We start from the raw sequence: 22,346 nt of genomic DNA, 5'->3' as shown, positions 1-22,346 counted from the left end.
CAAAATGTAATGCTGATTTGCTAACTAACTAAATTTAAATTAAGTTCAATATTCTTTAGCTTTCGCTGAAAAATATTCAGACAGAACTCAATACTTTAATGGTCTTGAGCCTCACCTGCTCCTGAAGGTATTCTAATACTTTCAACCATATCTTGTACATCTTGCGGTGGCTCAGGCGTCATACGTGATACTATTAATGATATTACAATGTTTACCGTCATTGCAATGGTACCAAATCCTTCGGGAGACGTACCAAACCACCAATCTTCACTTGTACCACCACCAAACATGTCTAGTTTGAATTTCATCATATAGAATAGCATTAAAACGATACCTACAACCATTCCTGAAATGGCACCTTGGCTATTCATTCGCTTATCGAATATTCCTAAAATAATGGCCGGAAAAAAGGAGGCTGCTGCGAGACCAAAGGCGAGCGCGACGACTGCAGCTACAAATCCTGGCGGATTAATACCAAAATATCCTGCAATTAAGATAGCTACAAAAATTGCTATTCTTGCTACTTTTAATTCATCTTTATCTGAAATATCTGGCTTTAATTGTTTTTTAACTAAATCGTGAGAGACCGACGTTGAGATTACTAATAATAATCCTGCTGCAGTTGATAATGCTGCTGCCAATCCACCTGCTGCTACTAATCCAATCACCCAATTTGGTAAGTTGGCAATCTCAGGATTTGCTAATACCATAATATCTCTATCGACATATAATTCGTTTTCAGCATTACTTGGATTAGAAACTATACGTTCTCCGTTTGCTCCTCTCGCTTCTGTATATTCTGGTTTTTTACCTGATAACGAATTACCAGCTACATATTGAATTTTTCCATCTCCATTTTTATCAGACCAAGCAATTAATCCTGTATTCTCCCAGTTTTTAAACCATTCTGGAATTTCTTTATACTCTTTATTACTAACCGTTTCTATTAAATTTGTTCTTGAAAACACTGCAATTGCAGGTGCTGTTGTATAAAGAATGGCAATTAAAAATAATGCATAACCTGCAGATTTACGTGCATCTTTTACTTTAGGCACTGTAAAGAAACGTACAATTACGTGTGGTAATCCTGCTGTACCTGTCATTAATGCTAAGGTAATTGCAAAAACATCCCAAGTAGATTTTGTTCCGCTTGTGTATTCGTTAAAACCAAGTTCTACATGTAACTTATCTAATTTATCTAATAAAAACTCACCACCTTCAACGGTTCCTCCCATTCCTAATTGTGGAATAATGTTTCCTGTCATTTGCATAGAAATAAAGAATGCAGGTACCATAAAAGCAAAAATTAATACACAATATTGTGCTACTTGTGTGTATGTAATCCCTTTCATACCTCCTAAAAGTGCGAAGGTTAAAACAACTGTCATCCCGATAATTACACCTATGTTAATATCGACTTGTAAGAATTGTGAAAATACAATACCAACACCACGCATTTGACCTGCAACGTAAGTAAACGATACAATTAATGCGCAAATTACTGCTACTGTTCTTGCGGTGTTAGAGTAATATCTATCACCAATAAAATCTGGCACTGTAAACTTTCCAAACTTACGTAAATATGGTGCTAAAAGTAACGCTAAAAGCACGTATCCACCAGTCCAACCCATTAAGTAAACAGAACCATCATATCCTGAAAAGGAAATAATTCCTGCCATACTTATAAAGGAGGCTGCACTCATCCAATCAGCTGCAGTAGCCATACCATTTGCTAAAGGAGAAACACCTCCACCTGCAACATAAAACTCTTTTGTTGAGCCTGCTCTTGCCCAAATTGCTATTCCAAAATATAAGGCAAAAGTAATTCCTACTAATAACCATGTCCAAAATTGTACACTCATAATATTATTGTTTTTAAGTTATTAGTTAGACTACTCGTCGTAACCGTATTTTTTATCTAGTTTGTTCATTAATCTTACATACACGAATATTAATATTACGAATACATATATAGAGCCTTGTTGGGCAAACCAGAAACCTAGTTTAAAACCACCAAGTCTAATTTGATTTAATTCTTCTCTAAAGAGAATGCCACACCCAAAGGATACAACAAACCATATAACAAGTAATATTGCTAAATACTTTATGTTCTCTTTCCAATACGCCGAAGCGTTTTTTTGTTTTTCACTCATAGTTGTTCGTTTTATAGGTATATCATGGCTTGAAGCGAAATAGTATTCGAATCTAAAGCTCCAAATTCTTGATTTTTATATTCTAAAGTTAATTTTGAATTGTGTCCACTCATATAAGCATTTACACCAATGCCTAAAGTAGATCTATCGTCTCCTACAGCATCATAACTATGCGTGCCGTAACTAACATAAGGTTGGTATCTTGTTTTGGTTTTATCGCCTTTAAAAACGTAACCTACATGACCATAAACCATACTTCCTGTTCCATAAGCACTGTATAAATAGTCTTTACCATAATCACTATTTTGGTATACAGCATACGCGGTAATTGCACTTCCTTCTTCTCCAATTGGAGCATCATAAAATGCATCTACTGCAAATATTGATACGTCTTCACCTTCCAAATTTGGCGTTAAAGCAGTACCAGAATCTATTACAGATCCTTTAGGATGTAAAAAGAAACCTGCTCCTACATTAAATATTTTTTTTCCACCTAAATAACTACCTACTTTATAAGGCAGAAAGTTAGATTCTTGATCTAAGAAATTATAATCGAAATAACCTGCGTAAGTTTTACCAGCATCTTTAGAACCTAAAGTTGCGCGACCATTATAGACAGCATCTCCACCTGCAACAGCAGTTCGAGCATCTAAAGTTGAAACTGATGCATCATTAATAGCAACACGATATTGCAATTTATCGAATTTACCTTTTGCAAAAACACCTAAATGACGTGCAAATTGATCGGACAAGCCAATAGTTGCCCAAGATTGACGATTATTATCTAACGTCATCATGTTAAGCGTACTTTGATTGTTTAATCTAGAAATACCATTAAAGTAATGCAAACCACCACCAACTGTGTGGTCTTTACCTAAATTGTATTGTGCCCAAACATCATGAAAAAAGAGTTGTGAGCCATCTCCTTTTCCTGTTGGACTAAGTGTAGAACTTGTTAAGCTGTTTAATCCGAAATGTGTTACAATTAAAAAGTCTTTATTAATTTGTGCAAACATTAATATACGAGCACGACGTAAATTAAAATTTAATTTACTGTTTTCGTTTCCGTTGGCATCAAAAGTATCGTCTGTATTGTAATTGGCTTGAACTTGCGCCCAAGAAATAAGCCGAAGATATTTAGATCCATCTTCGTTAAATTTAAACTTAAGACCACCATCGTAATCTGGAGAGCCTTGAGCGGTCATAAATTGAAAGGACATTAAAAAGAGTCCGGCCAATAAAAGGGTTTGTTTTCTCATTGTTTAAAGGATTAATTAGTACTTAATTAGTTTTGTGTGCACTACTAAGCTCTTAAAAACAATGTGTTAACAAAAAATTAATATATTTTTATGTTAATTTAATATACTAATCTTTAAAACGCTCCCATTTAATTAACATGAATTTATCTCCTAACTCTGTAACAACAACACCTGCTCCTTTTATGTTTTCAGAATTACTAAAATAAATTGCTAATTCTGAAGCATTTAAAATCTTGTAAGTAGGATGGTAATTTGAGTTATAAGGTCGTTTAATATTATACTTTTTCACCCAATTCATGATACTAACGTGAGAAATACCTAAAATGCGTTCAATTTCTCGATACGTTAAGCCTTCTAAATATAATTGTAACGATTTGTTAACGTAGTAGTCGTCTATCTTCTTTCCTATCTTATTTACAGAGAAGAAATAGTTGCATTTTTTACACTTATAACGCTGTCTATTATTGACAATTCCGCTTTTAATGTAATGGTCTGACCCACAATTTGGACATAAATCTACTGTCATATATATTAATTTAGCATAAATATATCAATTTAGCAATATAAATAAAAGCATATTGTTAAAAACTTAAGAATTAGCAATAAAAAAAGCTCTAAAACTAAGATTATACTTAATTTTTAGAGCTTATATTATTAAAATGAAAATATAGCTAGTTACATATAAGTGTTAACCATTAAAAAAAGACTCTTCTTCTTTAGTTAATAATCGTGAATGAATTAAGAAACGAAGACCTAGCGGAATCTCTAAAGAGAAACTAGCACCTCGCCCTTCGGTTACATCTACTGTTAAATGTGTGTGTTTCCAATATTCGAATTGATCTTGATTCATATAAAAATTGACATCATTCAAAGTTCCCAAAAGAATATCGCTTTCATCTAAATACATATCTCCTTTTTCGAAAACCATAGGTGCAGAACCATCGCAACAGCCTCCACTTTGATGAAAAATTAAATCGCCATGTTTTACTTTTAACTGCTCTAAAACCTTCGTTGCCGCTTCTGTAATTGCTACTCTTTCCATACTATTGATTTAAATTTATTAAAAAAAAGCTGAACTACAAGTTGTAATCCAGCTCTTCTCGCTATTCAACTTCTATTAAAAGAAACCTAATTTATTTTTATCGTAAGAAATTAGCATGTTTTTAGTTTGACGATAGTAATTAAGCATCATCACATGGTTTTCTCTACCAAATCCAGATTTTTTATAACCTCCAAAAGGCGCATGTGCAGGATAAGCATGATAGCAATTTACCCAAACACGACCTGCTTTTATAGCTCTTGGTATTTGGTATAGTTGGTGTGCGTCTCGCGTCCAAACACCAGCTCCTAGTCCGTAAAGTGTATCGTTAGCAATTTCTAAAGCTTCAGCTTCGTCTTTAAATTTAGTCACACAAACTACTGGTCCGAAAATTTCTTCTTGGAACACTCTCATTTTATTATGACCTTCAAGTATTGTTGGCTTAATATAGAATCCGTTTGCTAGATTACCTTCTAATTTATTAGCAGAACCTCCTGCCAGTACTTTTGCACCTTCCTCTTTTCCTATTTCTATATAGGACTGTATTTTTTCGTATTGATCTTTAGACGCTTGCGCACCAACCATTGTATTTGCATTGTATGGATTGTCTTGAATTATTGCATTGGTTCTTTCTACAACACGTTTCATAAAAGCATCATAAATATCTTCTTGAACCAAAATTCTAGAAGGAGCAGTACACACTTCACCTTGATTAAATGCAAATAAAACAGCACCTTCAACGGCTTTGTCTAAATAAGCATCGTCATGATCCATAACCGAATTAAAGAATACATTAGGCGATTTACCACCTAGTTCCATCGTTACAGGATTTAAGTTTTTAGACGCGTATTGCATGATTAACTGACCTGTTGTGGTTTCACCAGTAAACGCTACTTTATCGACCTTAGAACTTGATGCTAATGGCTTTCCTGCTTCTGGACCAAAACCGTGTACAATATTTATAACTCCTGGAGGAAAGACTTCAGCAATTTTCTCCATTAATAAAGTTGCTGTAGATGGCGTTTGTTCTGCAGGTTTTAAAACCACACAGTTACCAGTAACTAAAGCTGGAGGTAATTTCCATGATAACATTAAAAGTGGAAAATTCCATGGAATAATCTGACCAATAACACCTAATGGTTCTTTTATATTTAAGGATAATGTATTTTGGTCTAGCTCTGCTGCGCTTCCTTCTTCCGAACGAATACAAGCTGCAAAGTAACGCCAATGATCTACAGCTAAAGGAATATCTGCATTTAATGTTTCGCGAATAGGTTTTCCGTTATCGCAAGTTTCCATAATAGCAAATTCCTCTAAATTAGCTTCAATAATATCTGCTACTTTATTTAATAACGTTGCTCTTTCTGTTGCTGAGGTATTTCCCCAAGCTTCTTTTGCTGCATTTGCTGCGCCTAAAGCCATCTCTACATCTTCTTTTTGAGAACGCGGATATTTAGCTATTAAACTATTATCGATTGGAGACGTATTTTCGAAATATTGTCCACCTATGGGTTCTACAAATTTTCCGTTTATAAAATTGCCATATTTCTCTTTAAATACTGGTTTAGAATAACTCATATAAAATCGTGTTAAATTATTAATTAGATAATTTTTTTATGTAAAAAATATATTATCTTTATTTTTGATAAAGTTATTTTATCATATCCTAATTATCTTGAACGTATATATCATAATTGTGAACATATCTATTATTAACAGATTTGTTAACAAAAAAATTTAACATTAAGTATGGAATCGCTATTAAATCATCATAAAAACCATAGAAAACTAACCACTTTGGTAGAAAACAGAACGACTTATAGCGCTGATTATGCTGAACTTAATATTTTTGAAACTCACGCTTATGCGGAAAAAGTATCGTTGACCTTTAATTTTCCAATTATAGCAAGTATGCTTACCGGAAAGAAAACGATGCACATTGATGGTTTTGAAGCTTTCGATTTTTTTCCAGGTGAATCTGTAGTTATGCCAACCAATAAGGAAATGGTTATCGATTTTCCTTTAGCCACAAAAGAGAGTCCGACACAATGTTTAGCATTAGGTATTGATGCTTTTAAAATTGATGAGGTTGTTGAAAAATTCAATCAACAAGTTGCCATTGAAAATGAGAATAAAGATTGGAATTTAGATGAAACCGCTTCGCATTTAATAAATAATATAGATGTTAATCATTTAATTGAACGCCTAACCTACACCTTTACAAACAATAATAAATCTAAAGATGTACTCTTAGATTTAATGATACAAGAATTGATTATTAGATTGTTACAAACCAAAGCAAAGTCCTTAATTATAAACGATCCGAATCAAATTTTTAACGATACAAGAATAGGCACCGTTATAAAGTTTATTAAAGAGAACTTAACTAATAAAGATATTAGCGTAGACTTACTAGCAAAAAAGGCTTACATGAGTACGTCTCATTTTCATAAACAGTTTAAAAATACTTTAGGAATCTCTCCTATTGATTACATAAATTCTGAAAAGATTAAGTTTTCGAAAAAGCTTATTAAAGAATCTAAAGATTTTAGAATGTCGGACATTGCATTTAAATCTGGTTTTAATAATACCAGTTACTTTAACAGGCAATTTAAAAAAATGGAACTAATGACACCTCAACAATTTAAGGCGTCTATTAATAGAGCTTAAGCATTTTTCATTCTCTTAAAATAAGCTTTCGCTTCTTTTACAACTCTTGGTGCTAAAATTAATGTTGCTGTCATTGTTGGTATTGCCATTAGTGCAAATATGCCATCTATTAAATTAATCATTAAGGCCAACGAAGTTGTCGCTCCTAAAATGATGCTTAATATATAGAAGTAATTATAATAATGCTTGTTTTTATCTCCTATTAAAAACGACAAACATTTTCCGCCATAATAAGCATACGAGAATAAAGAAGATACACTAAAAACCACAATGCAAAGTAATAATAAATACCTACCATAAACTGGCATTGCCGCTCCAAAAGCATTTGCGGTTAAACTTACTCCATTAGCTTCTGTTGTTTGCCAAACTCCTGTAACTAAAATAGCTAAAGCGGTTAATGTACACACAATTAATGTATCTATTGCCGGACCCAACATTGCAACTAAACCTTCACGAATAGGCTCGTTAGTTTTTGCTGCTCCATGTGCTAAAGGTGCTGTACCAATACCGGCTTCGTTAGAAAAAGCACCTCTACGAACCCCTAAAACTATTAATCCACCTAAAAGACCACCTAAAAAAGCATCACCTTTATAGTTTTCTGCTGCAAAAGCATCTGTAAAAATAAGCTTGAAATAGGTCGGAACAACCTCCGCATTAGCGACTAAAATAATCATGATTAGTACGAAATAAAGCAATACCATACTTGGCACTAACTTAGAGGCTACTTTACTAATTCGGTTTAAACCTCCAAGAATTACTATAGAGGTTATTACTACTAAAACAATACCTATTATTAAGTTTGAAGTAAAATTTACTACTATTCCATTTGGTTTTAAAACGATATCGTTAATAGCTTGTGTTAATTGATTCACGTTAAAAACTGGCAATGCTCCTATTAAACCACAAAGACTAAAAAATACAGCTAACGGTTTCCAATGCTTACCAAGACCTTCTGTAATAAAATACATTGGTCCACCTTGAGTTTTACCTTCACTATCTTTACCTCTATACATAATTGCCAAACTCGAGGTGAAGAATTTTGTAGACATACCAATGATTGCGCTAATCCACATCCAAAAAACAGCTCCTGGTCCACCAATAGAAATAGCAACTGCAACTCCTGCAATATTCCCCATACCTATGGTAGATGATAATGCTGTTGTTAAGGCTTGGAAATGAGTTATTTCTCCTGAATCTTCAGGATTATCAAATTTACCTCGAAGCACTTGTATGGCATGACCTAAGTACCGAAATGGTAAAAATCGAGAAAGTACAAGTAGATAAAAACCACCTCCAATTAATAAAATAAGTAATGGAAGTCCCCAAACAAAAGAGGCGAAATCCGCTATAAAATCGTTTATTAATTTATACACGTAAATTGAGTTTAGACTTTAAATATAACCTATTATCTTTACACTTTTAAATATCTCTTTTATTTGAACCCAAATAGATTATATTTTATTGATGCCGTACGTGCATTTGCTATTTTAATGATGCTTCAAGGCCATTTTATTAGCACACTCCTAGACCCAATTTATAACGACAATACTAACATCATTTACAACATATGGTACTATTTTAGAGGTATTACTGCTCCTGTTTTTTTTACTATATCTGGTTTAGTTTTTATTTACTTAATATTAAAAGCAAAGGCTAAAGGTTGCGATAAAGCTAGAATAAAAAAAGGCTTAGAACGTGGTTTAATGCTAATTGCAATAGGTTATCTATTACGTATTCCTTTTTTAGGTTGGCTCTATGGTAGTTTTAATACTTACTTTTTAATAATAGACGTCTTACAGTGTATAGGCTTATCCTTAATATTACTTATTGGTTTATATATTTTATCACTTAAAAAAGATCGTATATTATCTGTTGTATTATTAGTTATTGGGATTTTATGTTTTTTATACGAACCTATTTATAAAGATCTTAATTTTAATTGGCTACCAGAGTTCTTTGCGAATTACCTAACCAAAGCTAACGGCTCGATTTTTACCATTTTACCGTGGTTTGGATTCGTTGCTTTTGGTGGTTTTTTAGCTACAGTATTTTTTAGACATGTACACAAAAAACGGTTTAGATTAATAACCTCAATTCTGTTTTTTATCATCGGTTATTTATTAATCTCATGCTCTTCATGGGCTTTAATGAGGCTTTATTACATAACAGATATAGAAATATTTAAGGCTTCTGCATATTATAACTACCTGTTTACTCGCTTTGGAAATGTGCTTTTATTTTTTGGTGTTTTTTATAGTTTAGAAGACTTTTTAAAACAGTCTATAATTACCAAAATTGGAGAGAAAACGCTCTCTATCTATTTTATACATTTTGTAATTATTTTTGGAAGTTTTACAGGCATTGGATTAAAACATTTTTTCTACAAAAGTCTAACACCAATAGAAGCTGTTATTGGTGCTATATTATTTATTATAATGGTTTGTCTTATTTCTTTTTATTATGTAAAAACGAATGCATTTATTTATAAACAGATTCGTAAAGTGTATTTTAAATTGAAGCGATAAAACTTTAAAGGAAACCCACTTGTTTTATGAACAAAAAAAAAAAAAACCTCACTAGTCTATACAACAAGTGAGGCTTATCTATTTTGCAAAATGCTTTTAAGCTAAATATGCCAAAACATTTTTTTCTATGCGCTCATTAATATTAGAAACATCTGCTTTTACAAATGGCTCTCCCATTATATTCTCGAAAAGCTCGATATAACGTTCTGAAACCGTTTCAATGTATTCATCACTCATTACAGGAACAGTTTGACCTTCTAATCCTTGAAAATCGTTAGCAATTAACCATTGTCTTACAAATTCTTTAGACAATTGCTTTTGTGTTTCACCCTTATCCTGACGCTCTTGATAACCATCTGCGTAAAAATAACGTGAAGAATCTGGTGTATGGATTTCATCGATTAAAACAATTTTTCCATCTTTAGTTTTTCCAAATTCATATTTAGTATCTACAAGAATTAATCCGCGAGATGCTGCTATTTCTGTTCCTCTTTGAAATAATTTACGTGTATAATCTTCTAAAATGATATAATCTTCTTCGCTAACAATTCCTTTTGCAAGAATATCTTCGCGCGAGATATCTTCATCATGATCTCCCATTTCTGCTTTAGTTGCAGGTGTAATAATAGGATTAGGAAATTTATCGTTTTCTTTCATTCCTTCAGGCATTGCAACGCCACAAAGCATACGTTTTCCTGCTTTATATTCTCTAGACGCATGACCAGACATATAACCACGAATTACCATTTCTACTTTAAAAGGTTCGCACAAATGACCCACAGCTACATTAGGATCTGGAGTTGCTGTTAACCAATTTGGCACTAAATCTTCGGTAGCTTTCATCATACTTGTTGCTATCTGGTTTAGTATTTGCCCTTTGTATGGAATTCCTTTAGGCATGACAACATCGAACGCACTTAAACGATCTGTTGCAATCATTACTAATTCTTCGTCGTTTATATTATAAACAGCCCTTACTTTGCCTTTATAAAGACTTTTCTGATTTGGAAACTTAAAATTGGTATCTGTAATTGTGTTATTAGCCACGAGTGTAATAGTTTTTAGTTGTGTGTTGTGTTACCTATATTTTAGGAGTTACAAAAATATTGATTAATTTTAAATTTAATGTCATTCTTAGCCTTTTGAATTAAGAAAATACCTGAAACCTTTTAAATAAAAAATCAATGTCTCTTATTATTGAGATTGCCACAATCGTTCCTCTTTAGCAATAAGGACATAAACGTTTAGCACTGATTACTTCATTCATTTTATTTACCTAAGTATCAATTATTGCATAGCCCTGATTGATACGGCATCCTTTTTTGCCATTAAAAGCAAAAAAGATATAGTGGAAAGCAGGTTCCTGGCTCCTAAAAAACTATGCTTCTATATTTTCTATGTTTCTATACGCTGCAATTACTGCCTTTACTAGTTTATGGCGCACAACATCTTTATCGTCTAAGAAAACCATGCCAATACCATCTATATCTTTTAAAACCAATAAGGCTTCTTTAAGTCCAGAAACGGTACGTCGTGGCAAATCTATTTGTCCGGGATCGCCTGTTAGCAAGAATTTTGCGTTTTTTCCCATACGCGTTAAAAACATCTTCATTTGTGCGTGCGTTGTGTTTTGTCCTTCGTCTAAAATCACGAATGCATTATCCAAAGTACGTCCACGCATGAAGGCTAAAGGTGCTATTTGTATGGTTCCATTTTCTATGTATTGTGCTAGTTTTTCGGGAGCAATCATATCACGAAGTGCATCGTAAAGTGGCTGCATGTATGGATCTAGTTTCTCTTTTAAATCTCCTGGAAGGAAACCTAAATTCTCACCTGCTTCTACTGCCGGTCGCGTTAAAATAATACGTTTTACTTCTTTATTTTTTAATGCTTTTACCGCTAAAGCAACGCCTGTATAAGTTTTTCCTGTTCCAGCTGGACCAATAGCAAACACCATATCGTTTTTACGCATAAGCTCTACTAGCTTACGTTGGTTTGCTGTTTGGGCTTTTATTAGCTTTCCATTTACACCATGCACTATGGTTTCTCCACTTTTTGCAGTGGTATTATAATCTTGGCTACTATTACTTGTTAATACGCGCTCTATTGCGTTCTCGTCTAACTTTTTATGTTTAACAAAATGCTTGGTTAACATTTTTAGCTTTCTGCTAAACTCGTCTAAAAGCTCCTCTTCACCAAAAGCTTTAATTTCGTTACCACGTGCAACAATTTTTAATTTAGGAAAATGTTTTTTTAAGAGTTTAATATTTTCGTTTCCAGGTCCAAAAAATTCTTTTGGAGTGATTTCTTCAAGTTGAATTATTATTTCGTTCAAAAGCGTATCGTTTTAATTAAGAATTTCTATTCTATTTTCTTAGTTTTGTTCTTTGTTATAAACTTAAGGAAGTTAGTTAACTTTTAGTACTATTAATCAATAAAAATATCAACAATTATTAAATGGCAATTATCACATTAACTACAGACTTTGGTGAGAAAGATCACTTTGCTGGTGCGATAAAAGGTGCTATTTATAGTGAATTACCAGATGTAAGGATTGTTGACATCTCGCATTCTGTATCACCATTTAATATTCCTGAGGCTGCTTATATTATACAAAATGCATATAGCAGTTTCCCAGATGGCACCATACATATTATTGGTCTTGACTCCGAAATCAATCAAGAAAACAAACATATTGCTATAGAATTAGATGGACACTTTTTTGTGTGTGCTAATAATGGAATTATGAGTATGATTTGTGCAGAGATAGTACCAAACCAAATTGTAGAAATTAATATTCACGATAAAATTGAAACCAGTTTTCCTGTACTAGACGTTTTTGTTAAGGTAGCCTGCCATATTGCTCGTGGAGGTACTTTAGGTGTTATTGGTAAAAGTATAAGTACTATTAAACCAATAAGAAATTTAGAGCCTTATGTTAACGAAGAGAAAACACAAATTATAGGTAGCATTATCTATATAGACAATTACGGCAACGTAGTTACAAATATTAAAAAGTCGTTTTTTGAGAATATACAAAAAGGACGTGCTTTTGAGGTTTCAGCAAGAAGCCATAAGTTTAAAAAAATACACGCTAAGTATAGCGATATTATAAATTTCGATATACCCGAAGAAAACAGAAACGATGAAGGTCGTGGTTTAGTGGTTTTTAACTCGTCTAACTACTTAGAGATTGCCATTTACAAAGGAAATACTGGCAACGTTGGTGGCGCTAGTAGTTTAATGGGTTTAAAATTACGAGATACTGTTACTATTAATTTTGTAAAACCAGTATCGAACGTTCCATTATAAGGGTTTAAATAAAATTACTTTTCGCTTACGCGGAAATAAATAAAATAGATATAATTTATGTTTGTAAGAATTGTTAAATTGAGTTTCGCTGAAGAAAACATAACATCTTTTTTAGCAAATTTTGAAACGGTAAAAGAAAAAATCCGCAGCTTTGAAGGTTGTCAACTTCTTGAATTATATCGCGATAAACACAATACAAACATCTTTTTTACGTATAGTTATTGGAATACCGAAGACGATTTAAATAACTACAGACATTCTGAGTTGTTTAAAGGGATTTGGGCAGAAACAAAGCCTATGTTTAATGCTAAGCCAGAGGCTTGGAGTGTCGATAAATTAGAGAGTTTAAAATAACAAGATTAATTCATGAACTTCAATAACAAAGTTATATGGATAACTGGCGCCTCTTCTGGAATAGGCAAGCATTTGGCTATAGAATTATCTAATCTGGGCGCCAAACTTATTTTATCTTCTAGAAACATTGAAGCATTAGAAACTGTTAAAAACCTCTGTAATCAATCATCCGAAATTAAATTAATCACTCTAGATTTAGAAAATTACAATACTTTAGAATCAAAAGTTGAAGAAGCTATTTCTGCTTTTAAGACTATCGATATATTAGTTAATAATGGAGGTATTAGCCAACGTTCTTTTGCAAAAGAAACAAGTATAGACGTAGACAAACGTATAATGGATGTTAATTATCTAGGAACGATTGCATTAACAAAAGCGTTATTACCTCACTTTATAAAAAACCAAAACGGTCATTTTGTTACAACAACAAGTATAGTTGGCAAAATTGGTACGCCCTTACGCTCTAGCTATGCTGCAAGTAAACATGCACTACATGGTTTTTTTGATAGTTTAAGAGCAGAAATACACACAAATAATATAGCTATTACTTTGGTTTGCCCTGGATTTGTTAACACCAATATATCTTTAAATGCATTAACTGGAAACGGTAAAGCACAAAACAAAATGGATAATGCTACCAAAAACGGAATAGCACCAGAACATTTTGCTCGATTAATGGCTAAAGCAATATATAAAAAGAAGCAAGAAGTCTATATTGCTGGCTTTAAAGAAAAATTAGGCGTTTATACAAAACGCTTTTTCCCAAAATTGTTATCTAAAATGATACGCAAATTAAGCGTAACCTAAATTTAGTAGTACTTTTACAAAAACACAAGAATTTAAATGTTAGCACTCTTAAAAAAAGAAATAAACTCGTTTTTCGCTTCACCAATTGGTTATTTGGTGATTGCTATATTTTTATTATTAAATGGCTTGTTTTTATGGCTATTTAAAGGTGAATTTAATGTTCTCGATTATGGTTTTGCAGACCTATCATCGTTCTTTTTATTATCGCCTTGGATTCTTATTTTTCTTATTCCTGCTGTTACAATGCGTAGTTTTAGCGACGAAAAAAAGCAAGGTACTTTAGAGCTTTTATTAACCAAACCAATTTCGCATTTACAAATTGTTCTTGGCAAATATTTTGGAGCATTTTTATTAATAATTTTAGCACTTATACCTACTCTACTCTATGTTTATACTGTTAACCAATTAGGTAAACCTGTTGGTAATTTAGACGTTGGTAGTACTTTAGGCTCGTACTTAGGATTACTTTTTTTAGTTGCTGCTTATACGGCAATTGGTATTTTCTCTTCTACTTTAAGCGATAATCAAATAGTGGCTTTTATTATAGCCGTTTTTCTATGTTTCTTATTTTATGTTGGTTTTGAAGGTTTAGCAGATATATTAGGAAACTTTGTAGAGCAAATAGGTATGGCATCTCATTTTAAAAGCATGAGTCGTGGCGTTCTAGACACAAGAGATATTATCTATTTTTTAAGTGTTACTGCGTTATTTATATTTTTAACTGTAAAACGTATAAATGCAGAAGGCTCTCAACCTATAAAATGGATACACCTAGTTATTATCCCTATAGCTTTGATTGTTTTAAATGTTGTTAGTACAACTATTTACAAACGTTTTGATTTAACTTCAGATAGTCGTTATACATTAAACGAAGCTTCATTAAATGTTATAAAAGATGTCGATTCTCCAATACTAATTGATGTCTTTTTAGAAGGTGAAGATTTTCCTTCAGAATTTAGAAGATTACAAACAGAAACAAGACAATTACTAGAAGAGTTTACGGCATATAATAGTAATATAAAATTCAATTTTATAAATCCTATTGAAGACGAAGCTACGCGCGAACGTAACATTGCTCAACTTACAGACCGCGGCTTAACACCAATGCAATTAAGCGTTCAAGATAATGGGAAACAATCGCAAACCGTAATTATACCTTGGGCTTTGGCAAGCTACAACAATCAAACGGTAGATATTCCTTTAGTTAAATACAAAGTAAATGCCAACCAACAAGAATTGGTAACAAACTCTGTACAACACTTAGAATATGCTTTTGCCGATGGTTTAAGCAAATTAATAAACCCAAAACGTAGAAAAATTGCTGTTTTAAAAGGTAATGCAGAACTTGAAGATCTTAAAATAGCAGACTTTCTAACCACACTTGGTCAATACTATTACATTGCTCCTTTTACTTTAGATAGCGTTGCTACAAATCCACAAAAAGCTTCGAAATCACTAAATACTTACGATTTAATAATTGCTGCAAAACCTACTGAAGCATTTTCTGAAGAAGAAAAATATGTGCTCGATCAATACACCATGAATGGCGGAAAAAGTCTCTGGCTTATAGATCAAATTAACATGGAGAAAGACAGTTTATTTAATCCTCAAGGTATGAATGTTGCCGTACCTCGTGATTTAAATTTAACCAACTTCTTTTTTAAATATGGTGCACGAATAAATCCTTTACTAACAAGTGTTAAGAGCCAGAATATTGGAAGAATAACCTTAGAAACTGGTCAAGATGAAAGTTTAAAGCTCCAACATTTTTTATGGCCCTATTCGCCTTTAGCATTAAGCGATGTAAACCACCCTATAACAAATAACATAAACTTTGTTAAGTTTGATTTTGCAAACCAAATAGACACGCTTAAAAACGATATAAAGAAGACTATTCTACTTAAAAGTGATAAACCAAGTCGTTTAGAAGGTACTCCTAAAGAGATAAACCTAAGTTTTGCTTTAACAGAGCCAGATTCTAAGCTTTTTACTAAAGACAGACAAAACCTTGCTGTGCTTTTAGAAGGCGAATTTACATCGGTTTATAACAATCGTGTAAAACCTCTTCAATTAGAAAATGACAAAACAAAAAGCACCGAAACTAAAATGATAATTATTGCCGATGGAGATGTTATTAAAAACGACATAGACAAAGGTAGACCAACAACTTTAGGGTTCGATAAGTGGACAAAAGAGACTTATGGCAATAAAGAATTTTTGCTTAATGCTGTCAATTATCTTTTAGATGACGACGGACTTATAAACATTCGAAGCAAGGAAGTAAAAGTTGCGTTTTTAGATCAAGCAAAAATTGCAAAAGAAAAAACTAAATGGCAAACCATTAATATTGTGTTGCCTTTACTGCTATTAGGCTTGTTTGGTTTTATTTTCAACTTTCTAAGAAAACGTAAATACGCTAAAAGAAGTTAAAATTAGCATCACTATTTTTTCTTTTTAATGAAAAAATTCTGTTAATAAGTTTCTTTCTGTTTTAGACAGTTAAACAATATATTTGTAATAACTAATTATTGAGAATTTAACGACCAATATACATATGAAGTTTATAGTATCAAGTACATACTTACTTAAGCAATTACAAGTATTAGGAGGAGTAATTAACAGCTCTAATACCTTACCTATTTTAGATAATTTTCTTTTCGATATCGATAATAACGCATTAACTGTTTCAGCTAGTGATTTAGAAACGACTATGTCTTCAACTTTAGACATAGAAAGCGATAGCAAAGGAAGTGTTGCTATTCCTGCACGTTTATTATTAGACACTTTAAAAACGTTTCCGGAACAACCGTTAACCTTTACTGTTGAAGAAAATAACACTGTAGAAATTAGCTCTAATCATGGTAAATACGCTTTAGCTTATGCAGATGGTGCAGAATTTCCTAAAGCTGTAGCGCTTGAAGATCCTTCTAGTACAACTATAGCCGGACATATTTTAGCAACTGCTATTAGTAAAACAATTTTTGCTGCCGGTAACGATGACTTAAGACCGGTAATGAGTGGTGTTTTCTTTCAGTTTTCTACAGACAACTTAACGTTTGTTGCTACTGATGCTCACAAACTTGTAAAATATACTCGTGAAGATGTTTCTGCTTCTCAAGTTGCAGAATTTATTATGCCTAAGAAACCTTTAACGTTGTTAAAAGGTATTTTATCTTCTAGTGAAGAAAATGTAACTATTGATTATAACGATTCTAATGCAAAATTCACTTTTGAGAATACTGTTTTAATCTGTCGTTTAATTGATGGAAAATATCCTAATTACGAAGCGGTAATCCCAAAGGAGAATCCGAATAAATTAAGTATTGATCGTACTCAGTTTTTAAACTCTGTTAAACGTGTTAGTATTTTCTCAAACAAAACAACACACCAAATTAGATTAAAAATTGCTGGTGCAGAACTTAATATTTCTGCAGAAGATATCGATTACTCTAATAAAGCTGAAGAGCGTTTAACTTGTGATTATCAAGGAGACGATATGCAAATAGGTTTTAACTCCCGTTTCTTAACAGAGATGTTAAACAACTTAAGTGCAACAGATGTACAATTAGAAATGAGTATGCCTAACAGAGCTGGAATTTTAACTCCTATTGATGGATTAGATGAAGGTGAACATGTAACAATGCTTGTTATGCCGGTTATGTTAAATAGCTAATTTTCTGAATATTAAATAAAATAGATTTTTTATTTTACTGAAAAATCTCCAATATTATAAAAACGCAACCTCTCGAGGTTGCGTTTAGCTTTTTAATACTACTGTAGAACGAATAATTTTGTCTTTAAAATAAATTTAATTGATGTTTGTTACTATGATAAATCATTATTCATTGATTTATCTCGCTAATTAATCTATACCACAATGAAACATCAAATTAAAATACTATTACTAACCCTGTCTTGTACAACATTATTTTACTGCAACACAGATGATGATTCAAATGAAAACATTAATAGTGCTAACGATTTTATTGGAGAATGGTTACGTAGCGACTCTACGGACGATATTAAGTATAAAATGGTTTTCACAGAACAAGTTTTAGAAAATGATTCTGAAAAAATAGGCTACATAATTAGCAGTGTTATCTATAGTACTGGAGAGGCTACATCTAGTTTAGGTGATTTTAATTGGAATATTAATAACGATGTATTGACTTTAGATAAAGTTGTAACAACTTTTCAATTTTCATCTAATAAAGAGTCGTTGCTTTTACCAAGTTTTTCGGAATTAGATTTTATAAAGCAATAGTAAATATATTATATCTATAAATTAAAAAACGCAACCTCTTCAGGTTGCGTTTCTCTTTATCTTAAAATAAAATTCAACTAACTAACAAAATTATAAGATAAAGGTATTTTCTTTTTACTTACTAGTTTATAAAATTATAGCTTAATGGATATGTTGGGTTTTCACCATTATTAGCTTTAATAGCATTAATAATTGGAAACAATACTGAAACAACTCCCAATACAATAAAGCCTACCAATCCAAGTCCAAATAATAGAATTAAAGGAATACAAATTATAAAGTTTACAATTAAACTTAACTGGAAGTTAATAATTTTTTTTCCTTGTTCGTCTATTTGGTAATTCTCATCTTTTTTAGTGAACCATATTATTAATGGTACTATTAAACCTCCAAAACCTGTTATTGCAGTTAATAACTGGCTTAAATGAGTTAATACTAATAATTGTTTATCTTCTTTCATAGCATTTTGATTTAGTGTGCTGAATAAATTCAACTGATTGATTGATACTTATATGACGCTAGTCTAACAAAATTGTTACAGTTTTACTCAAAAAAATTATGAAAACAAAAAAAACTCATTCTGCTCTAAAAATAGAGAAAAATGAGTTTTTGATAATTAATTATTTTACAGCTATAGTCTAGCTTGGCAACTCATTAAAATTAATGAGGCAATTTAGTCCTTAAAGCACCATAAACAAAAGTTCCTAAAAGTGCTCCTAGAATTAAAACTAAAATACTTGGTAGCATAGAACCTAACAATACATACATAGGTCCTGGACAAGCTCCTGCTAAAGCCCAACCTAAACCAAAAATAATACCTCCAGCAATATATCTTGTAAAGCCTTTGTCTTTTTCATTTATTATAATCTCATTGCCGTTAAAATCTTTAGATTGATTACGTTTTAAATACTTAACAACTATAATTCCTAAGACGATTGCAGATCCTATAATGCCATACATGTGGAAGCTTTTAAACTGAAACATTTCGTAGATACGAAACCATGAAGCAACTTCAGATTTAATAAACAATATGCCTAAAAATAAACCGATGCCAAAAAATGATAAAAATTTCTTCATAACTCTAAAAAATTAAAGGGAATATAAGGTGTACCATTATTAAACCACCAATAAAAAAGCCTATTACAGCTATTAAAGATGGGAGCTGTAAATTACTTAAACCTGAAATGGCATGACCAGAAGTACAACCTCCTGCATAGCGCGCTCCAAATCCAACTAAAAATCCACCGATTAAAATAATAGCAAAACCTTTAACAGTTAATAAACTTTCTATACTAAATAACTCTGTAGGTAAGAATTCTGTATTCGTACTATTGATACCCAATTCTTGAAGTTGAGCAACTACATCTGGATTTATTTGAGGAGCAGTAGGAGATAAAAATTGTAAAGCAATAAATCCTCCAACAATAACTCCAGCTACAACATATAAATTCCAAGCGTCTTTTTTCCAATCAAACTTGAAAAAATCCATCAACTTTCCTGCACCACCAATAGAACACATGGTTCTTAGACTTGAAGACATTCCGAATTTTTTACCCATTTTAAGAAGTAAAAACATTGTTAATGTAATTAATGGACCAGCAACGTACCATGGCCAAGTACTATAGATTATATCCATATTGAGTTTTTTATTTTTTAAGTGTTGTTGGACAAACAAAATCTGAAACAGGAATACCCGCTTTTTTAATAGCTGCCATTCCTCCTGCTACATCTACTAAATTATGAATACCTCTACTTTTTAATATAGAAGCTGCAATTACTGAACGGTAACCACCACCACAATACACGTAAAAAGATTCGTTTTTTGGAAATTCTGATAAATGAGCGTTTAAGTTATCTAAAGGAGTGAAATTTGCATTTTCAATATGTCCTGCAATAAACTCACCTTCTTTTCTTACGTCGAATACCGGAATGTTATCTTTTTCTAATCTGTTTTTAAATTCATCAGCAGAAATAGAAATTAAATTGTCTGTTTCCTTTCCTGCCTCTTTCCATGCCTCAAAACTACCATCTAAATAACCTAAAGTATTATCGAAACCAACACGAGACAATCTTGTAATAGCTTCCTCTTCATTTCCTTTATCTACAACCAATAATAATGGCTGTTTTACGTCTGCAATTAAAGCTCCAACCCAAGGAGCAAAACCACCTTTTAATCCTATAAATATAGAGCGTGGAATGTGACCTTTAATAAATTCTGATTGATGACGAACATCTAAAACCAATGCCTCAGTTTCGTTTGCTGCTGCTTCAAAAGCATCCGGAGACAAGGCTTTTGCTCCTTTTTTTATTACTTCATCTATATCTTCGTAACCTTCCTTATTCATTTTCACATTTAAAGGAAAATATTTTGGTGGAGGTAATAAACCATCTGTAACTTCTTTTATAAATTCAGCTTTAGTCATGTCTGCTCTCAAAGCGTAATTCATAACTTTTTGGTTACCTAATGTATCTACTGTTTCTTTCATCATGTTTTTTCCACATGCAGAACCTGCTCCATGTCCTGGATAAACAATAACATCGTCTGCTAACGGCATAATTTTAGAACGTAAACTATCAAAAGATAAACCTGCTAAATCTTCCATAGTCATATCTGCAGCTTTTTGAGCTAAATCTGGTCTACCAACATCACCTAAAAACAAAGTATCACCACTAAATATAGCATGGTCTTTTCCGTTTTCATCTTTTAACAAATATGTTGTACTTTCCATAGTATGGCCAGGAGTATGTAATGCTGTAATAGTTACTTTTCCTAGTTTAAAGACTTGATTATCTTCGGCTATTATCGCATCGAAAGATGGGTTTGCTGTTGGTCCATAAACTATTGGTGCTCCAGTTTCTTTAGATAGCGTTACATGTCCAGAAACAAAATCTGCATGGAAATGTGTTTCGAAAATATATTTAATTTTAGCGTTATTATTTTCCGCTTTAGCGATATAATTTTTCACTTCACGTAAAGGATCTATAATTGCTACTTCGCCTTCACTCTCTATGTAATATGCGCCTTGTGCAAGGCAACCCGTATATATTTGTTCTATTTTCATCTTAATTCTATTTTAAATTTTACCAAAAACTATATTTATTTTGTTGCTATTTATTTTTAATTTTTCAAATTTACTAATGTTTGTAAAAACCCAAAATAATATAGCTATAATACTAACTCCTTTAAAACTATATAAATTGACATCGCTAATACAAACCAGCCAAAACTCTTTTTTAATTTTTTCCCAGAAACAAATTTAGAAAAATAGCCACCTACTAAAATTCCAATTATTGTTAATAATGAAAATGTTAATAGAAAAAACCAATCTACGTCTAGGGTTTGCACATCTCCACAAAAACCTATTAAAGAGTTTATAGCTACAATAATTAAAGAGGTTCCAACTGCTTTTTTCATATCTAAACCAGCCCAAAGTACTAATGCTGGAACATACAAAAAGCCACCTCCTGCACCTATAAGACCTGTTATAACACCAATAATTACACCTTGAATAAAGGTTTTATAATAAGGCTGAGGAACATTGCTTACAGCCTTACTTTGTTTTGATTTAATCATAGAAAAGGCGGCTAAAAACATAATTATAGCAAAAAATATCATAATTGCCATTCCTTTAGACAATGAGAAATCTCCTATAGTAAAAAGTGTTTCAGGTATTGCTGGTACTAAATAACGTCTTGAAATAAAGACTGCAAGAAATGATGGAAAACAAAAGGCTAAACCTGTTTTAAAATCTACTAATCCTTTTTGATGCTTTTGAATAACTCCTACTAAAGACGAAGAGCCCACAACAAATAAAGAATAAGCTGTAGCAATAACTGGATTAAACCCTAAAAAATATACTAATAAAGGTACCGTAAGAATAGAACCTCCGCCTCCAATTAATCCTAATATTCCGCCAATAAAGAAAGCGCCTAAATATGTTACTATTTGTTGTAAATCCATTT

At 32.1% G+C, this 22,346-nt stretch carries 22 protein-coding genes; 8 read left to right on the top strand and 14 right to left on the bottom strand.

Annotation, left to right across the window (positions count from 1 at the left end):
* Positions 1-95: 95 nt before the first annotated feature.
* The 6 genes from ASC41_RS11465 to ASC41_RS11440 all read right to left on the bottom strand — a co-directional run bounded on the left by ASC41_RS11465 (position 96) and on the right by ASC41_RS11440 (position 6,029).
* A complete protein-coding gene (locus tag ASC41_RS11465) occupies positions 96-1,862 on the bottom strand; it encodes a sodium:solute symporter family protein (RefSeq protein ID WP_055436787.1) in 1,767 nt (588 codons plus the stop codon).
* A gap of 30 nt (positions 1,863-1,892) precedes the next feature.
* Positions 1,893-2,153, bottom strand: coding sequence for a DUF4212 domain-containing protein (locus tag ASC41_RS11460; protein ID WP_055436786.1), 261 nt, complete (start codon positions 2,151-2,153; stop codon positions 1,893-1,895).
* Between the two features lie 11 nt (positions 2,154-2,164).
* On the bottom strand, positions 2,165-3,412 hold the full coding sequence (locus tag ASC41_RS11455; protein WP_055436785.1) for a hypothetical protein: 1,248 nt from the start codon (positions 3,410-3,412) through the stop codon (positions 2,165-2,167).
* A gap of 106 nt (positions 3,413-3,518) precedes the next feature.
* The gene (locus ASC41_RS11450; RefSeq protein ID WP_055436784.1) at positions 3,519-3,938 is read right to left on the bottom strand and encodes a transposase-like zinc-binding domain-containing protein; all 420 of its coding nucleotides are present in this window, start codon (positions 3,936-3,938) and stop codon (positions 3,519-3,521) included.
* A 162-nt stretch (positions 3,939-4,100) separates the two neighbouring features.
* The gene (locus ASC41_RS11445) at positions 4,101-4,454 is read right to left on the bottom strand and encodes a DUF779 domain-containing protein (RefSeq protein WP_055436783.1); all 354 of its coding nucleotides are present in this window, start codon (positions 4,452-4,454) and stop codon (positions 4,101-4,103) included.
* Positions 4,455-4,529: 75 nt separating this feature from the next.
* A complete protein-coding gene (locus tag ASC41_RS11440) occupies positions 4,530-6,029 on the bottom strand; it encodes an aldehyde dehydrogenase family protein (protein WP_055436782.1) in 1,500 nt (499 codons plus the stop codon).
* Between the two features lie 171 nt (positions 6,030-6,200).
* Between ASC41_RS11440 and ASC41_RS11435 the strand changes: the two genes are divergently transcribed.
* Positions 6,201-7,121, top strand: a complete 921-nt coding sequence (locus tag ASC41_RS11435) for an AraC family transcriptional regulator (protein WP_055436781.1) — start codon at positions 6,201-6,203, stop codon at positions 7,119-7,121.
* Here the strand turns inward: ASC41_RS11435 and ASC41_RS11430 are convergent.
* Positions 7,118-8,494, bottom strand: a complete 1,377-nt coding sequence (locus ASC41_RS11430) for an alanine/glycine:cation symporter family protein (RefSeq protein WP_055436780.1) — start codon at positions 8,492-8,494, stop codon at positions 7,118-7,120. The genes ASC41_RS11435 and ASC41_RS11430 overlap by 4 nt on opposite strands.
* A 63-nt stretch (positions 8,495-8,557) precedes the next feature.
* Between ASC41_RS11430 and ASC41_RS11425 the strand changes: the two genes are divergently transcribed.
* Positions 8,558-9,646: a heparan-alpha-glucosaminide N-acetyltransferase domain-containing protein gene (locus ASC41_RS11425; protein ID WP_083477196.1), complete on the top strand. Its 1,089-nt coding sequence runs from the start codon at positions 8,558-8,560 to the stop codon at positions 9,644-9,646.
* A 96-nt stretch (positions 9,647-9,742) separates the two neighbouring features.
* Here ASC41_RS11425 and ASC41_RS11420 read toward each other — a convergent pair whose 3' ends face one another.
* Together ASC41_RS11420 and ASC41_RS11415 are read right to left on the bottom strand one after the other, a co-directional pair.
* The gene (locus ASC41_RS11420) at positions 9,743-10,693 is read right to left on the bottom strand and encodes a phosphoribosylaminoimidazolesuccinocarboxamide synthase (RefSeq protein ID WP_055436779.1); all 951 of its coding nucleotides are present in this window, start codon (positions 10,691-10,693) and stop codon (positions 9,743-9,745) included.
* Positions 10,694-11,024: 331 nt separating this feature from the next.
* Positions 11,025-11,981 (bottom strand): PhoH family protein, encoded by a 957-nt coding sequence (locus tag ASC41_RS11415; protein ID WP_055436778.1) that lies wholly within the window; start codon positions 11,979-11,981, stop codon positions 11,025-11,027.
* 122 nt (positions 11,982-12,103) lie between these two features.
* On the opposite strand from ASC41_RS11415, the gene ASC41_RS11410 reads away from it, so the two are divergent.
* The 6 genes from ASC41_RS11410 (at position 12,104) to ASC41_RS11385 (ending at position 18,383) form a co-directional block, all read left to right on the top strand.
* The gene (locus ASC41_RS11410; protein ID WP_055436777.1) at positions 12,104-12,958 is read left to right on the top strand and encodes an SAM hydrolase/SAM-dependent halogenase family protein; all 855 of its coding nucleotides are present in this window, start codon (positions 12,104-12,106) and stop codon (positions 12,956-12,958) included.
* Between the two features lie 57 nt (positions 12,959-13,015).
* Entirely contained in the window at positions 13,016-13,312 is a 297-nt protein-coding gene (locus ASC41_RS11405; protein WP_055436776.1) for a putative quinol monooxygenase, read from the top strand.
* A 12-nt stretch (positions 13,313-13,324) separates the two neighbouring features.
* Positions 13,325-14,119, top strand: a complete 795-nt coding sequence (locus ASC41_RS11400; RefSeq protein ID WP_055436775.1) for an SDR family oxidoreductase — start codon at positions 13,325-13,327, stop codon at positions 14,117-14,119.
* 36 nt (positions 14,120-14,155) lie between these two features.
* Positions 14,156-16,549 (top strand): gliding motility-associated ABC transporter substrate-binding protein GldG, encoded by a 2,394-nt coding sequence (gene gldG, locus ASC41_RS11395; RefSeq protein WP_055436774.1) that lies wholly within the window; start codon positions 14,156-14,158, stop codon positions 16,547-16,549.
* A gap of 124 nt (positions 16,550-16,673) precedes the next feature.
* The gene (dnaN, locus tag ASC41_RS11390; RefSeq protein WP_055436773.1) at positions 16,674-17,792 is read left to right on the top strand and encodes a DNA polymerase III subunit beta; all 1,119 of its coding nucleotides are present in this window, start codon (positions 16,674-16,676) and stop codon (positions 17,790-17,792) included.
* 204 nt (positions 17,793-17,996) lie between these two features.
* Positions 17,997-18,383 (top strand): hypothetical protein, encoded by a 387-nt coding sequence (locus ASC41_RS11385; protein WP_055436772.1) that lies wholly within the window; start codon positions 17,997-17,999, stop codon positions 18,381-18,383.
* A 121-nt stretch (positions 18,384-18,504) separates the two neighbouring features.
* Here ASC41_RS11385 and ASC41_RS11380 read toward each other — a convergent pair whose 3' ends face one another.
* From ASC41_RS11380 to ASC41_RS11360, 5 genes are all read right to left on the bottom strand, one after another.
* Positions 18,505-18,843 carry a DUF4870 domain-containing protein gene (locus tag ASC41_RS11380; protein ID WP_055436771.1) on the bottom strand — a complete coding sequence of 113 codons (339 nt, stop codon included), beginning with the start codon at positions 18,841-18,843 and terminating at the stop codon, positions 18,505-18,507.
* A 200-nt stretch (positions 18,844-19,043) separates the two neighbouring features.
* A complete protein-coding gene (locus ASC41_RS11375) occupies positions 19,044-19,460 on the bottom strand; it encodes a YeeE/YedE family protein (protein WP_055436770.1) in 417 nt (138 codons plus the stop codon).
* A gap of 4 nt (positions 19,461-19,464) precedes the next feature.
* Complete coding sequence (locus ASC41_RS11370; protein ID WP_055436769.1) at positions 19,465-20,019, bottom strand: YeeE/YedE family protein; 555 nt, start codon at positions 20,017-20,019, stop codon at positions 19,465-19,467.
* 10 nt (positions 20,020-20,029) lie between these two features.
* A complete protein-coding gene (locus ASC41_RS11365; RefSeq protein ID WP_055436768.1) occupies positions 20,030-21,445 on the bottom strand; it encodes an MBL fold metallo-hydrolase in 1,416 nt (471 codons plus the stop codon).
* A 104-nt stretch (positions 21,446-21,549) separates the two neighbouring features.
* A complete protein-coding gene (locus ASC41_RS11360) occupies positions 21,550-22,344 on the bottom strand; it encodes a sulfite exporter TauE/SafE family protein (protein WP_055436767.1) in 795 nt (264 codons plus the stop codon).
* Positions 22,345-22,346 lie beyond the last annotated feature (2 nt).

The sequence above is a fragment of the Lacinutrix algicola genome (assembly GCF_001418085.1).
In the GTDB taxonomy this organism is placed as follows: Bacteria; Bacteroidota; Bacteroidia; order Flavobacteriales; family Flavobacteriaceae; genus Lacinutrix; species Lacinutrix algicola.
Note: the sequence above shows the minus strand (reverse complement) of the source record. Positions and strands in the feature narration are given on the sequence as shown.